Source organism: Cupriavidus sp. USMAA2-4, from assembly GCF_001854305.1.
Lineage (GTDB): Bacteria > Pseudomonadota > Gammaproteobacteria > Burkholderiales > Burkholderiaceae > Cupriavidus > Cupriavidus malaysiensis.
In genome coordinates this window covers 1048486-1061878 of the sequence record NZ_CP017748.1, presented here as the reverse complement: position 1 = coordinate 1061878, position 13393 = coordinate 1048486, and the positions used below count along the sequence as shown (strand labels likewise).

Below are 13393 nucleotides of genomic sequence, written 5' to 3'. Positions count from 1 at the left end.
GCGTCCGTCACCAGGCCCCTGCCCGGACTCTCATTCGAATCGCCAAACGAAACCATCATGACTACCCGAACCAAGAAGAACCCGCCGCTGCGCGTCGGCGTCGGCGGCCCGGTGGGCTCCGGCAAGACCACCCTGCTCGAGATGCTGTGCAAGGCCATGCGCGAGCGCTATGACCTGGTCGCCATCACCAACGACATCTACACCAAGGAAGACCAGCGCCTGCTGACCATCTCGGGTGCGTTGCCGGCCGAGCGCATCATGGGCGTGGAGACCGGCGGCTGCCCGCATACGGCGATCCGCGAGGACGCCTCGATCAACCTGGAGGCGGTCGACCGCATGCTGGCGAAGTTTCCCGACGCCGACGTGGTCTTCATCGAGTCCGGCGGCGACAACCTGGCGGCCACCTTCAGCCCGGAGCTGTCCGACCTGACCATCTACGTGATCGATGTGGCCGGCGGCGAGAAGATCCCGCGCAAGGGCGGGCCGGGCATCACCAAGTCCGACCTGCTGGTGATCAACAAGACCGACCTCGCGCCCTATGTCGGCGCTTCGCTCGAAGTCATGGAGAGCGACGCCCGCAAGATGCGCGGCGAGCGGCCCTTCGTGATGGGCAGCGTCAAGTCGGGGCAGGGGCTGGACGAGGTGATCCGCTTCATCGAACGCGCCGGACTGCTGGGCATCTAGGCGCCTGGCAGGGCACGCCGTGCTTGCCAGCGCGGCGCATGCTTTGGCATACTGCTGAGCTATGCCAGCCATGCCGACCGCCCTTTCCGCCTGTCGCGCCGCCACCGTTACCGGTGCCGGTGTGTACGGCCGTGCGGTTGCGGCGCTCCCGGCTGAGCACCCGGCCAGTATCGCCGCCGCCCCGTGCGCGGGCGGCGCCTCCCTGGCGCGCTCCCTCGCGCGTTCCACCCCCCTCTCCATCATTCGAATTATCTCGGGTCGCTGAGCTGCGGCTTCGGCCGGTGCTTGGTGGCCCCAGTCCCGGCTGCGCGCGCCCAGGCGGCGCCGCGCCGCCGCTTGCGGCCAGCCGGCAGCGTGCCGGCCGGCGATCCGAATCTTGCGAAGATTGCGGGCGCAGCGGGTGCGGCAGCTACGGCGGCCGTGCCGCCTGCTGTCTCGCCCGCGCCGATGGAGAGTCCCATGTCCAACCCGCTCGAGCTGCTGAGCACGCTCGCCCACCTGTACGCCCCTTATCCCACGCTGGCCGAGATCGAGGCCACCGCGGCACGCCTGCAAGGCAAGGTCCTGTCCACGCCGGTCTGGCCCTGGCAGGCCGGCGAACTGCCCGGCCGCCTGCGGCCCGGCACCGAGGTCTGGCTGAAACTGGAGCTGTTCCAGCTCACCGGCACCTTCAAGCTGCGCGGCGCGCTCAACAGCATCCTGCAGCTCGACCAGCCGGCACGCGCGCGCGGAGTGGTCGCCGCCAGCGCCGGCAACCATGCCATGGCGGTGGCTTATGCCGCCCGCGTGGCCGGCGTCAGCGCACGGTTGGCGATGCCGGCCGGCGCCAGCCCGGCGCGCGTCGAGGCATGCCGGGCCTGGGGCGCGCAGGTGGAGCTGCTGCCCGACGTGCACGCAGCCTTCGCGCGTGCCGATGCACTGGTGGAAGAGGAGGGGCGCACCATGGTCCATCCCTATGATGGCCCGCTGATCGCCCAGGGTACGAGCACCGTCGGACTCGAACTGATGCGCCAGGTCGCGACCCTCGATGCGGTGGTGGTGCCGGTGGGCGGCGGCGGCCTGGCGGCGGGCATCGCGGCCGCGGTCAAGCAGATCAATCCAGCCTGCCGCGTCTACGGCGTCGAGCCCGAGGGGGCCGACGCCATGACGCGCAGCTTCGAGGCCGGCTCGCCGCAGCGGCTCGAACGCGTGCAGACCATCGCCGACAGCCTCGGCGCGCCCTATGCGTTGCCCTACAGCTTCGGCGTGTGCCGCCGCTTCGTCGATGCCATGGTGCGCGTCAGCGACGATGCGCTGCGCGCGGCCATGCACGCGCTGTACCGCGACGTGAAGCTGGCCACCGAACCCGCCACCGCGGCCTCGACCGCGGCCCTGCTCGGACCGCTGCGCGAGGAGCTGGGCGGCAAGCGCGTAGCGCTGATCGTGTGCGGCTCCAATCTCGATGCGCCGACTTTCGCGCGCCATCTGCGCGATGCCGAAGCCCGGGCGCAGGCCGTGCAGGACGCCTGAGCGCGGCGGCGTTCGCCGCCGGGAGGAAGGGGTAGGGCTGGCCGGTGGGAAGGCGCGGCGCGCTTCAGCGCGCGCCGCCCTTGTTGGCGAGGGCGCGCGCGACCGCGGCGACCACGTCCTGTTCGCTGTCCGACAGCGTCGTCATATAGCGCAGCGTGGCCTGCTGGGCCGGGTTCTTGCCGCTGCGGAAGGGCGTGCGCTTCTGCTCCAGCAGCAGTTCGCTGGCCGGCGCCTCGCCGAAGCGCATCAGCTCGCCAGGTGGTACGCCGAGCGTGTCGGCGAGCGCGCAGATATTGATCAAGGCCACATTCCGCACACCGCGCTCGATTCCGCTGACGTACGAACGAGCCAATCCACTCTCCAATGCCAGCTTCTCCTGAGACCAGCCTCGCTGCTTTCTCAGCATTGCAAGTTGTTGTCCGAATAACTTCAGGGGAGTGCTGACCATGGTCCAGGCAGAAATGGAATCGGTCAGAGGCTAAGGGTTTGACCTTGCCAGGGCGACAACTTATAGTGTCACGCACTATCGGTTACAGCCGGTGCGAACTTGAGCGGACCGGCTCTGCGAGGAGCGTGCGATGCAAGTCTTTTCCCTCTTCGACTCACCATTCAGCGAGGCCGGGCAAGCCGTGGGTCCGGGCCTCGGCCTGCACGCGCGGCTGCTGCCCGACGACTTCGACGGCCTCGGTGGCGGCGGCGCGGACTGCGTGCTGTTGCGCGAGGGCGAGACGCAGCAGGGCGTCGCGGTGGCGGGAGCGCAGCTTTGGACCTGCCTGCGCGGCGCGCTGGCGCTGTCGCTGGCGGGCGAGGACGGCATCGTGCTGCTCGGTGCCGGCGACCTGTTCGTGCCGCCCGGAGGTGGCACGCTGCGGGTATGCGCGCTGCTGGACAGCGTGCTGGTGTGCACGGCGCTGGAGGGGGCGGCGCCGGCCGCGCGCGAGCGGGCCGCTTCCTGGCAGGACGGCGCTTTGCTGCGTGCCGACGAGGCTGTCATCACGCTCGATGCGGCGACCCTGCGCGCCGGCGGCGATGGCGTGCCGGGCCGCCACGCCGCGCTGGCCGCCGTGCGCCGCGACGAGCAGGGCTGGGCCGAGGCGCTGGCGCGCCACGGCCTGCGCTGGGCGGTGTGCTATCGCGGGGTGCTGCGCCTGCGCTGGTGGTCGCTCGCGGCGGGAAGCGAGGACGCGGCGCCGGTGCAGGAAGCCTACCTGCAGCCCGGCATGGCCTATGCCCCCGATGCCGGCGAGCGCTACCGCCTGGAGGCCCTGAGCGAACCCGCGGGGCTGCTGTGCGGCCTGTAGCCGCCGGCGTGGCGCGCGGCGGCCTGAGCGGACCGGGGCCGGCACGAACTCCCGGGTGCCGCGCCCGGTGGTGCCGGTATCAGTGACGCTGGTACTGCGTGGCGCCGAACAGGACCTCGCGCGCCTTGGCATCGTCCTGCAGCGCGCGCCGCTGAGCAGACAGCACCTCCACGCCGCGCTTGACCGCGGGACGCTCGGCGATGACGTTGAACCAGCGCTTCAGGTGCGGGTACTCGTCCAGTTCCACCCCCTGGTTCTGCCAGCTGCGCAGCCAGGGGAAGGTGGCGATGTCGGCGATGGAGTACTGGTCGCCGGCCAGCCATTCATGCCTGGACAACTGCTTGTCGATCACGCCGTACAGGCGCTTGGCCTCGTTGGTATAGCGCTGGATGGCGTAGTCGATCTTCTCCGGCGCGTAGATGCGGAAGTGGTGGGCCTGGCCCAGCATCGGGCCGACGCCGCCCATCTGGAACATCAGCCACTGCAGCGCATCGTACTTGCCGCGCACGTCCTCGGGCAGGAACCTGCCGGTCTTGCCGGCCAGGTAGACCAGGATGGCGCCCGACTCGAACAGCGAGATCGGCTCGCCGTCCGGGCCGTCGGGATCGACGATGGCCGGGATCTTGTTGTTCGGGCTGATGGCGAGGAAGTCCTCGCCGAACTGGTCGCCGGCGCCGATATTGATCGGGTGGACGCGGTAGGGCAGGCCGCACTCCTCCAGCATGATATGAACCTTGTGGCCGTTGGGCGTGGCCCAGGTGTAGACGTCGATCATCGGGAAAGGGCTCCTGGCTGTGATCGTTGCGCATGCCACATCGACCGCCGACGTGGCGAACCGGGCGATTTAAGCACAGAAGAAAAAAACGCGCAGACGGGCTGCGCGTTTTCCATGTTGCCGGCAGGGCCGCACGAGGGCGGCCGCCGGCGCGGTGGCAAGCGGGTTCAGAAACCGCGCGTGACCGGCATGTCGATCTCGTTCGGGTTCAGGTTCATGTGCTTGGCCAGCTCCAGCTTGGCGATGGCGTTGCGGTGCACCTCGTCCGGACCGTCGGCCAGGCGCAGCGTGCGCTGGTGCGCCCACCAGTTGGCCAGCGGGGTGTCGCCCGACACGCCGGCGGCGCCATGCACCTGGATCGCCCAGTCGATGACCTTGAGCGCCATGTTCGGCGCCACCACCTTGATCATCGCGATTTCGGCCTTGGCGATCTTGTTGCCCACGGTGTCCATCATGTACGCGGCCTTCAGCGTCAGCAGGCGCGCCATCTCGATCTCGCAGCGGGCCTCGGCGATACGCTCGCGCGTCACGCCCTGGGCCGCCACCGGCTTGCCGAAGGCCACGCGCTTGAGGGCGCGCTGGCACAGCAGCTCGAGCGCGCGCTCGGCCACGCCGATGCTGCGCATGCAGTGGTGGATGCGGCCCGGGCCGAGGCGGCCCTGGGCGATCTCGAAGCCGCGGCCTTCACCCAGCAGGATGTTGCCGACCGGCACGCGCACGTTCTTCAGCTCGATCTCCATGTGGCCGTGCGGGGCGTCGTCGTAGCCGAACACCGGCAGGAAGCGCTTGACGGTGATGCCCGGGGTGTCGGCCGGAACCACGATCATCGACTGCTGCTCATGGCGGCCGGCTTCGGGATCGGTCTTGCCCATCACGATGTAGACCTTGCAGCGCGGATCGCCGGCGCCCGACGACCACCACTTGGTGCCGTTGATCACGTACTCGTTGCCGTCACGCTCGATGCGGCACTCGATATTGGTGGCGTCCGACGAGGCCACGGCGGGCTCGGTCATCAGGAAGGCCGAGCGGATCTCGCCGGCCAGCAGCGGCTCCAGCCACTTGTCCTTCAGTTCCTCGGAGGCATAGCGCTCCAGGGTTTCCATATTGCCGGTGTCAGGCGCGGCGCAGTTGAACACCTCGGCCGACCAGGGCACACGGCCCATGATCTCGCACAGCGGGGCGTATTCGAGGTTCGACAGGCCCTGCGGGGCGCGCGGCGAACGCGGCAGGAAGAGGTTCCACAGGCCCTGCTCGCGCGCCAGCGGCTTCAGTTCCTCGATCAGCTTGACCGGCACCCAGACATTGCCCGCTTCGCGGTTGGCCTGGATCTCGGCGTAGAAGCGCTTCTCGTTCGGGTAGATGTGCTTGTCGAAGAAGGCCAGCAGCTTGGCTTGCAGTTCCTTGACCTTCGGCGAGTAATCGAACTCCATGGGGGTCTCCTCACAACCACAGAAAATGGCCGGCGCCACGCGCGATGGCGGGGCGCCGGAGGGCACGGTCCGTGCCGGCTGGAAACACTGTATCGGAATCGGGTTAATAAGGGAAATGAATTTTCTCGATTTGTCAGTATCAATATCCTGCATTCCATGCCAGAATCGACGCCATGCAGCTCTCCCGTATCGACCTGAACCTCTTCGTGGTGTTCGACGCCATCTACAGCGAAGGCAGCATCACCGCGGCCGCGCGCCAGCTCAACCTGACGCAGCCCGCCGTGAGCCACGCGCTGGGCCGGCTGCGCACGCTGTTCGACGACCCGCTGTTCGAGCGGCGCGGCCAGGGCATGGCGCCCACGCCGCTGGCGCGCTCGCTGGCCTCCGAAGTGCGCGGCGCGCTGCAATCGTTCGCGCGCACTCTCCAGGACACCCCCCATTTCGACCCGACCGCCACGGTGCGGCGCTTCACCATCGGCATGCGCGACGCGCTGGAATCCACGCTGCTGCCGCCGCTGATGGCGCGCGTGACCGCTGCCGCGCCCCAGGTCGAGATTGCGGCGATCCGCTTCGACCGGCGCGAGATGGAGTCGGAACTGCTGGCCGGCACCCTCGACGCCGCCATCGACATCCTGCTGCCGGTGTCGCCGGCCATCCACCACGCCCCCTTCATGGCCGACCCGATGGTGGTGCTGGCACGGCGCGACCACCCGCTGGTCAAGAAAGAACTGACGCTGGAACGCTACCTCGCCGCCGAGCACGTGCACGTCTCCTCGCGCCGGCGCGGCGCCGGGCTGGAAGACCAGGCGCTGCACCGGATGGGCCTGACCCGGCGTGTACGCCTGCGCTGCCAGCACTACGCCGCGGCCTGCCGCGTGGTGAGCTGCACCGACCTGCTGGCGACATTGCCGCTGCGCTATGCGCGCATTGCCAACGAGCCCTATGCCAACCGCTTGCTGACGCTGCCGTTCAAGGTGCCGTCGCTGGAACTGCATCTCTACTGGCATGCGGGTGGGGAGAATGATGGGGCTAACCGGTGGTTGCGGCAGCAGTTGATGGGGGTGATGAATGCGTTGGGGGGTGGGGCGGGGGAGGCGGGGGCTTGAGGGATTTTGTGTCTTGATGGTTCGCGGTGGTTTGGGGTTGTCGGTGTGAGGGGCAACGGTCTGCTTCGGTGCTCGTGACTTGGTGCTTTGGTTCGGGCGATATCGGTGTGCGAGACAACGACCCGTTTCGACTCGTCTGGTTGGGAAGCTGACCAACCGTCGTGACTCGGTGCGTTGGCGCTTGAATTCCGGGGGGGGATCGGTCTGCGGGGCAACGGCCTGTTTCGACTCCCCTGCGGGGAGCCGACTCACTTTCTTTGTCTCGCCAAAGAAAGTAAGCAAAGAAAGGCGACCCGGGTGCGGCGAAACCCCCTCGCGAATTGGCCCCGGCCGCCGCGCCCGTCCGAACTCGCGGCCTGCGGCCGCTCAGACAGCGGACGGGCTTCATCGGCGGCCGGGGCCAATTCGCGAGGCGCCGCACACGGGAGGGAAAAGCCAAACCGTTGGTCTGCGAGCGGGCTCGCTTCTGCGTAACGACCAGGTTTGCTGAGGCTTCGTGTTCGGCCAGCGAGCTGGCCGAACACCCCCCACCCGAAGCGCAGCGAGGCGTGGCATCTTTTCCCTGCCGTGTGCGGCGCCTCGCGTGCTGAGGCAAAGAGCGGAAAAGAGGGCCCCCTGTCTGAGGATCGCCTTAAGGCGATCCGAGTTGGGGCCCGGCCGCTCTTTGCCTCAGCACGCGAGGGGGGGTTGAGCCGCACCCGGCGCGCCTTCTTTGCCTACTTTCTTGGGCAAGACCAAGAAAGTAGGTCGGCTCCCCGCAGGGGAGTCGAAACAGGTCTTTGCCTCGCAACCCGATACCGCTCGAACTCACGCCGCAAGCACCGGGCCACGATGGTTGGCCGGCTCCCCACAGGGGAGTCGAAACAGGCTGTTGCCTCGCAAACCAACGGCGCCCGAAGACAAGCAACAAGTCACGAGAACCATCGCAGCCTGCCCTAAGCCCCATCTACTCCGCCGGCGTAGCCAAGAACGCCTCCGTCCCCTCCGCCTCCAACGAAAAACCATTGAGGAGCGGATAATCCGCCAGCACCACCACATCCGCCACCATCATCTGGATAAAGCGCCAGGCCACCGCAATGGTCACCCCCGCCTGATCCCCCGGCGTCGGCAAGGGGCCCGCATCCGGCAGCAGTTCGCCCTCCAGTTCGGCGCAGGCCGCATGAAGCTGCTGGGTGACGCGTTCCAGCCAGGGCGCGTGGCGCTTTGCCTCGGGACGCAGCCCGCGTTCGTAGACGATCTGCACGGCCTTCTCGCAGGCGGCCAGCGCCAGGCCGACACGGCGCAGCGCGCGCGTGCGGGCGCGCGGCTCGGCCGGCATCAGGCTGCGGCCGGGTGCCAGCACGGTCTCCGCGTAGTCGATGATGAGGGTGGAGTCCATCAGCACCTGGCCGTCGTCGCAGACCAGGGTGGGCGCCTTGACCACCGGGTTGATGGCGCGGAACGCATCGTAGGTGCTGAACACCGACACCGGCTTGTGTTCGTAGGGCAGTCCCAGCAGGCGCAGCGAGATGGCGGTGCGGCGCACATAGGGGGAGTCGAGCATGCCGATCAGTTGCATAGTCGTTCTCGTTCGTCAGTTCAGGTTAATGGTGGGGACGCGCCGCCCAGCGCTCGGGCTAGCTTGGCCTGCCGCCCTCCGCAGCACGTGCCGGTAGGCGCCGGCGCCAGCCTGTGCTACGGTTCCGGTCATGCTGCGCCGCGCTGCGGCGTTGCGCGACAGCACACTGTAGCGCGCCTGGCGGGGCGGGAAAATCGAGAAGTTTTCCGCGCTTCCGTTAGTAGCGCTAACAGATCTGCCGGACCAGCAGGATGGCCCGACAGGATGGCCCACCAGGACGCACCGATGGCGCGGCAACGCCCGGCCGAGTGACAGGATGATTCGACGGAACCCAGCAACGCGGCCGGCGGCCGCCTACCCGGCATGAGCGCGCTGCCGCCCCTGCCGGCGCTGCGCAGCTTCGAAGCCGTGGCCCGGCTGGGCAGCGTGACCCTGGCCGCGCAGGCGCTGCACGTGACCCATTCGGCGGTCAGCCAGCAGGTCAAGCTGCTGGAGGCGCAGCTCGGCGTGACCTTGTTCGTGCGCGCCGGGCGCGGCCTGCGCCTGAGCGAGGCGGGGCGGCTCTATGCCCTGCAGGTGCGCGCGGCGCTGCAGCAGCTGGGCGAGGCCACGCGGCTGGTGCAGACGCGCGGCCAGGACGAGACGCTGGTGGTGGCGGTGATGCCATCCTTCGGGCGCAACTGGCTGCTGCCGCGGCTGCCGCGCTTCCGCCAGCGCCACCCGCGCTACCGCGTGCGGCTGGAGGCCAGCCTGGAGATCCAGGACATGCGCCAGGCCAATGCCGACGTCGCCGTGCGCATCGGCCGCGGCGACTGGGAGGGCTTGTCGCACAGCGAGTGGCTGCACGATGAGCTGGTGCTGGTGGCCTCGCCCGCCTTTCACGGTGGGCGCTTGCCGCGCACTGCGCGCGAGGCCATGGCCGGTCCGCTGATCCGCTCCGCCGAGCCGTGGGCGAGCTGGTGCGAGGCCGCCGGCGTGGCCGAGCCGCCGGCCCGCAGCGGGCTGTGGATCAACGATTCCAACCTCATCCTGGAGGCGGTGCGCCTGGGCCAGGGCCTGGCGCTGGAGCGCCTGAGCCTGGTGGCCGACGCGCTGGCCACCGGCGAACTGGTGCAGGTCACGCCGGTGCGCGTGCCGTACTTCTATCCCTATTGGCTGGTGTGGCCGGCGCGCGAGGAGGCGCGCACCCGGCAGTCGCACTTCATCGCCTGGATGGAGGAAGAGGGCCGCGCCTATGCGGCCGGGCTCGCGGGGCTGCCGGTGCCCGGGAAACGCCCGCGACGCTGAATCCTCGCCGGCGAGGTCCCGTCCTGGCGGCCCTGCCGCTCAATCCAGGCGGACGCCACCTTCCTTGACCACGGCCGCCCAACGCGTCCGTTCGCTGGCGAAGAAGCGGTTGGTTTCCGGCGGCGTCATGGTCACCACCTCGGCGCCCTGGGCGGTGAGCTGGGCGCGCACTTCCGGCAGGCGGATGATGCGGATCAGTTCGGCGGACAGGCGCGCCACCAGCGCGTCCGGCATCGCGGCCGGCGCCATCACGCCCTGCCAGGTGCCGGACTCGAAGCCGGGCACGCCCTGCTCGGCGATGGTCGGCACCTGCGCAATCAAGGGCATGCGCGTCTTCTTGGAGACGGCCAGCAGCTTGAGCTTGCCGGCCTGCACCTGCGGCAGCGTGGCCAGCATGCCGTTCATCAGGACCTGGGCGGTGCCGGCGACGGTATCGGTCACGGCCTGCGAGCCGCCCTTGTAGGGCACGTACTGCCACTTGGCGCCGGTGGCCTGGGCCACCGCCACGCCGGCCAGGTGCGGCGCGCTGCCGATCGCGGTGACGGCGAAGTTCAGTGGCGTGCGCCGCGACAGTTCCACCACTTCCTTGAGGTTGCCCGCCGGCACGGACGGATGGACCACCAGCAGGTGCGGCGAATAGGCCAGCATGGCCACGCCGCGCAGGTCCTTGCCGGGATCGAAGCTGAGCTTGGTGTAGACCGAGGGGCTGATGGCCAGGGCGCCGACGTCGCACAGCATCAGCGTGTGGTGGTCGGCGCCGGCCTGCGCCACCATGGCCGCGCCGATATTGCCGTTGGCGCCGGGACGGTTGTCGACCACGATGGGCTGGCCCAGCGCTTCGCCCAGGTGGCGGCTGATCAGGCGCGCGATGATGTCCGACGAGCCGCCGGCCGGGTAGGGCACCACCAGGCGGATCGGACGGGTAGGCCAGTCGGCGGCCCTGGCCGTGCGCGGCGCGCCCAGCAGGGTGGCGCTGCCGAGCGCGGCGAGGGAGGGGGTGGCGCCGAGGGCGCCAAGCTGCTGCAGGAAGTGCCGGCGGTTCGAAGGCATGGTGCTGTCTCCAAGGATTTTGTTGTATGTTGTCGTACATCATAAGGTAAAAAACCGGGGCACGCCTGACCTTGCCCGCCTGCCCGCGCGCGGGCCACGGTTGCTTGGATGCAGATCCAATACTGGTATGGATTTCACGGAATTTCAGGGATTTCCCGCAGGCGGCGACAGGTGCGGGGAACGGCATCGGCATGCCGTCCCGGCGCGTGGCGGCCTCGGGCGGGAGGACGGGATGGGCAATCTCCTTATGTCATCTGATACGATGACTTGGGCGAAGGTGACTTGAGCGGGTCGGTCCAGGCGGGCCGCCCGCCGATCAAGCGCAGGCTTGATCTCCCGCCCCCACTCGCGCAGGATGCCTCCATGTCCAGTTCCCTGCCCCCGAACCCAGGCCCACCCGCGCGGGATCCTTCTGCGCATGCCGCGCGGCTGCCCGGCCTGCTGCGCGGCATGCGCCCGCTCGACCGCGCCGGCGTGGTGCGCGATGCCCTGGCCGGCCTCCAGCTCGCCTCGATGAACGTGCCGCAACTGCTCGGCTATGCCCGCATCGCCGGCATGCCGGCGGTGGCCGGCCTCTACACGGCGGTGCTGCCGGTGATGGCCTTCGCGCTGTTCGGTGCCTCGCGCCACCTGGTGGTGGCGGCCGATTCCGCCACCGCCACCATCCTGGCCGGCCAGGTCGGCGCGATGGCGCCGGCGGGCAGCGCCGAGTACGCCGCGCTGGCGGGCATGGTGGCCTTGATGACCGCCGCGCTGCTGCTGCTGGCGCGCCTGTTCCGCCTCGGCTTCCTGGCCGATTTCCTGTCACGCACGGTGCTGGTCGGCTTCCTGGCCGGGGTCGGCGTGCAGGTGGGCATCGCCATGCTGGGCGACATGCTCGGCCTGGCGGTCCATGCCACACGCTCGACCGACCAGGTGCTGGCGCTGCTGCGCCACCTGCCGGAGATCCGCCTGCCCACGTTGGGCATCTCGGTGCTGGTGGTCGCTACGATCCTGCTCGGCAAGCGCTACGTGCCGCGCTGGCCGGTGGCGCTGGTCGCGGTGGTTGCCGGCATCGCTCTCAGCCACGCCACCGGCTTCGCCGCCCGCGGCATCGCCGTGATCGGCCCGGTCGCCGGCGGGCTGCCGGCCCTGCGCCTGCCGCTGGTGGGCTGGCAGCAAGTGCTGGAGCTGGTGCCGGTGGCCGGTTCCTGCTTCGTCATGATCGTGGCGCAGAGCGCCGCTGCCGGGCGGGCCTTCGCCGAGCGCTACGACGAACGCTTCGATGGCGACGCCGACATCCTCGGGCTGGCCGCCGCCAATGCCGGCGCTGCCCTGAGCGGTACCTTCGTCGTCAACGGCAGCCCGACCCAGACCGCCATGGCGGACCAGGCGGGGGCGCGCAGCCAGCTGGCGCAACTGGTGTTCGCCGCCATGGTGGTGGTGGTGCTGCTGTGCCTCAGTGGCTGGCTGCAATACCTGCCGCACTGCGTGCTGGCCGGCGTGGTGTTCACCATCGCGATCGGGCTGGTCGACGTGGGCAAGCTGCGGGCGATCCGCGCCGAGAGCCCGGGCGAGTTCCGCCTGGCGCTGGTCACCGCGGCCGCGGTGGTGCTGGTGGGGGTCGAGCACGGCATCCTGCTGGCCATCGCGCTGTCCCTGCTGCGCCACGTGCGCCACAGCTACCGGCCCCACACCACCATGTTGCTGCCGGGGCCGGACGGGCGCTGGCTGCCGATGCCGGCCGCGCCCGGCAGGGAGACCGCCCCGGGCCTGATCGTCTACCACTTCGGCGCGGACCTCTTCTATGCCAATGACAACGCCTTCGTCGGCGAGGTGCGGCGGCTGGTGGCGCACGCGCCGCGGCCGGTGCGCTGGTTCCTGGTGGACGCCGGCGCCATCACCGACCTGGACTATTCGGCCGGGCGCTCGCTCGGCAATCTGTGCACGCAGCTGGCGCAGCAGGGCGTCCAGGTGCTGTTCGCGCGCGTCAACCACTACCTGCATGCCGACATGGTGCGGCACGGCATCGCCCACATGGTCGGCGAGGCGCGCATCTTCGCCACCATGCACGAGGCGCTGGCCGCCGTCCATGCCGAAGGCGGCATCCCCGGCACCTGGCCGGGCAACGGCATGGAGGCGGCTGCCAGCGGCGGCGCGACAGCCGGCTAGTGGGCTGCAGGCTCCGACGGCGGAGCGCGGAGCCGCGCAGGCCTAGAGCAATGACTTGCCCTGGGCCAGCACCTTGTCGCAGACCTGCTTGGTCATCTCGGCCTTGAGGCCGCCGCCGCTCAGGTCGAGCTGCTGGCCGTTGCCGCTGTCGAGGATGCCCTTGGCGCCGCTGGAATAGCCGCTGTCGGACCCGGCGGAGCCGCCCAGCTTGCCCATCAGCGAGTTCTTGACCGAGCTGGCGGCATTGCCGCCCAGGTAGTTGTTCTTGATGCAGAACTCGAGCAGGCCGGCCACGTTGCCGGTGCTGCCCGAGACCAGTGACTGACCTGACAGCGCGCCGCCGAGGTTGCCCAGGCTGCCGGTCCCGGACGAGGAGCCGCCGCCGGCCTTGTTGAGCAGGTCGCCGAGCTGGGCCTGGGCGCTGCCCGCGGCGAGCAGGGCGGCGCCCAGCAGGACCGCCATGGCGGCGCGGTGGGTGCGAGCCTTCATGAGGATTCTCCTTTCCGCCGTTCGGGGTGTCGGCATGCGGGGGGAGACTTCAC

12 protein-coding genes are annotated in these 13393 nt (G+C 69.7%); 6 read left to right on the top strand and 6 right to left on the bottom strand.

Annotated features, from left to right (window positions below; all coding sequences use genetic code 11):
- The first annotated feature begins 54 nt into the window (after positions 1–54).
- On the top strand, positions 55–684 hold the full coding sequence (gene ureG, locus BKK79_RS04655; RefSeq protein WP_197523969.1) for an urease accessory protein UreG: 630 nt from the start codon (positions 55–57) through the stop codon (positions 682–684).
- A 459-nt stretch (positions 685–1143) separates the two neighbouring features.
- Positions 1144–2193, top strand: a complete 1050-nt coding sequence (locus tag BKK79_RS04650; protein WP_071037242.1) for a threonine ammonia-lyase — start codon at positions 1144–1146, stop codon at positions 2191–2193.
- A gap of 64 nt (positions 2194–2257) precedes the next feature.
- Here BKK79_RS04650 and BKK79_RS04645 read toward each other — a convergent pair whose 3' ends face one another.
- Entirely contained in the window at positions 2258–2599 is a 342-nt protein-coding gene (locus BKK79_RS04645; RefSeq protein WP_231908001.1) for a helix-turn-helix domain-containing protein, read from the bottom strand.
- Between the two features lie 172 nt (positions 2600–2771).
- Between BKK79_RS04645 and BKK79_RS04640 the strand changes: the two genes are divergently transcribed.
- On the top strand, positions 2772–3494 hold the full coding sequence (locus BKK79_RS04640; RefSeq protein ID WP_071037241.1) for a hypothetical protein: 723 nt from the start codon (positions 2772–2774) through the stop codon (positions 3492–3494).
- A 79-nt stretch (positions 3495–3573) separates the two neighbouring features.
- Here the strand turns inward: BKK79_RS04640 and BKK79_RS04635 are convergent, their stop codons facing one another.
- Both BKK79_RS04635 and BKK79_RS04630 read right to left on the bottom strand, forming a co-directional pair.
- Positions 3574–4269 carry a glutathione binding-like protein gene (locus tag BKK79_RS04635; protein WP_071011972.1) on the bottom strand — a complete coding sequence of 232 codons (696 nt, stop codon included), beginning with the start codon at positions 4267–4269 and terminating at the stop codon, positions 3574–3576.
- 167 nt (positions 4270–4436) lie between these two features.
- Complete coding sequence (locus BKK79_RS04630) at positions 4437–5699, bottom strand: acyl-CoA dehydrogenase family protein (protein WP_071011974.1); 1263 nt, start codon at positions 5697–5699, stop codon at positions 4437–4439.
- Between the two features lie 173 nt (positions 5700–5872).
- Between BKK79_RS04630 and BKK79_RS04625 the strand changes: the two genes are divergently transcribed.
- Positions 5873–6805, top strand: coding sequence for a LysR family transcriptional regulator (locus BKK79_RS04625; protein WP_071037240.1), 933 nt, complete (start codon positions 5873–5875; stop codon positions 6803–6805).
- A 946-nt stretch (positions 6806–7751) separates the two neighbouring features.
- Here the strand turns inward: BKK79_RS04625 and BKK79_RS04620 are convergent.
- Positions 7752–8363 (bottom strand): glutathione S-transferase, encoded by a 612-nt coding sequence (locus tag BKK79_RS04620; protein ID WP_071037239.1) that lies wholly within the window; start codon positions 8361–8363, stop codon positions 7752–7754.
- 363 nt (positions 8364–8726) lie between these two features.
- On the opposite strand from BKK79_RS04620, the gene BKK79_RS04615 reads away from it, so the two are divergent.
- Positions 8727–9650, top strand: coding sequence for a LysR substrate-binding domain-containing protein (locus tag BKK79_RS04615; RefSeq protein ID WP_071037238.1), 924 nt, complete (start codon positions 8727–8729; stop codon positions 9648–9650).
- 39 nt (positions 9651–9689) lie between these two features.
- Here the strand turns inward: BKK79_RS04615 and BKK79_RS04610 are convergent, their stop codons facing one another.
- On the bottom strand, positions 9690–10700 hold the full coding sequence (locus tag BKK79_RS04610; protein ID WP_071037237.1) for a Bug family tripartite tricarboxylate transporter substrate binding protein: 1011 nt from the start codon (positions 10698–10700) through the stop codon (positions 9690–9692).
- Positions 10701–11150: 450 nt separating this feature from the next.
- Here BKK79_RS04610 and BKK79_RS04605 point away from each other — a divergent pair, with 450 nt between their 5' ends.
- Positions 11151–12851 carry a SulP family inorganic anion transporter gene (locus BKK79_RS04605; protein ID WP_071038424.1) on the top strand — a complete coding sequence of 567 codons (1701 nt, stop codon included), beginning with the start codon at positions 11151–11153 and terminating at the stop codon, positions 12849–12851.
- A 42-nt stretch (positions 12852–12893) separates the two neighbouring features.
- On the opposite strand, the gene BKK79_RS04600 is transcribed toward BKK79_RS04605, so the two are convergent.
- Complete coding sequence (locus BKK79_RS04600) at positions 12894–13340, bottom strand: DUF2501 domain-containing protein (RefSeq protein WP_071011983.1); 447 nt, start codon at positions 13338–13340, stop codon at positions 12894–12896.
- Positions 13341–13393 lie beyond the last annotated feature (53 nt).

Excerpts from the sequence above, each read along its gene's own strand:
- BKK79_RS04650 (WP_071037242.1), top strand. The coding sequence starts at position 1,144 with ATGTCCAACCCGCTCGAGCTGCTGAGCACGCTCGCCCACCTGTACGCC.
- BKK79_RS04645 (WP_231908001.1), bottom strand. The coding sequence starts at position 2,599 with ATGCTGAGAAAGCAGCGAGGCTGGTCTCAGGAGAAGCTGGCATTGGAG.
- BKK79_RS04640 (WP_071037241.1), top strand. The coding sequence starts at position 2,772 with ATGCAAGTCTTTTCCCTCTTCGACTCACCATTCAGCGAGGCCGGGCAA.
- BKK79_RS04635 (WP_071011972.1), bottom strand. The coding sequence starts at position 4,269 with ATGATCGACGTCTACACCTGGGCCACGCCCAACGGCCACAAGGTTCAT.
- BKK79_RS04630 (WP_071011974.1), bottom strand. The coding sequence starts at position 5,699 with ATGGAGTTCGATTACTCGCCGAAGGTCAAGGAACTGCAAGCCAAGCTG.
- BKK79_RS04625 (WP_071037240.1), top strand. The coding sequence starts at position 5,873 with ATGCAGCTCTCCCGTATCGACCTGAACCTCTTCGTGGTGTTCGACGCC.
- BKK79_RS04620 (WP_071037239.1), bottom strand. The coding sequence starts at position 8,363 with ATGCAACTGATCGGCATGCTCGACTCCCCCTATGTGCGCCGCACCGCC.
- BKK79_RS04615 (WP_071037238.1), top strand. The coding sequence starts at position 8,727 with ATGAGCGCGCTGCCGCCCCTGCCGGCGCTGCGCAGCTTCGAAGCCGTG.
- BKK79_RS04610 (WP_071037237.1), bottom strand. The coding sequence starts at position 10,700 with ATGCCTTCGAACCGCCGGCACTTCCTGCAGCAGCTTGGCGCCCTCGGC.
- BKK79_RS04605 (WP_071038424.1), top strand. The coding sequence starts at position 11,151 with ATGCGCCCGCTCGACCGCGCCGGCGTGGTGCGCGATGCCCTGGCCGGC.
- BKK79_RS04600 (WP_071011983.1), bottom strand. The coding sequence starts at position 13,340 with ATGAAGGCTCGCACCCACCGCGCCGCCATGGCGGTCCTGCTGGGCGCC.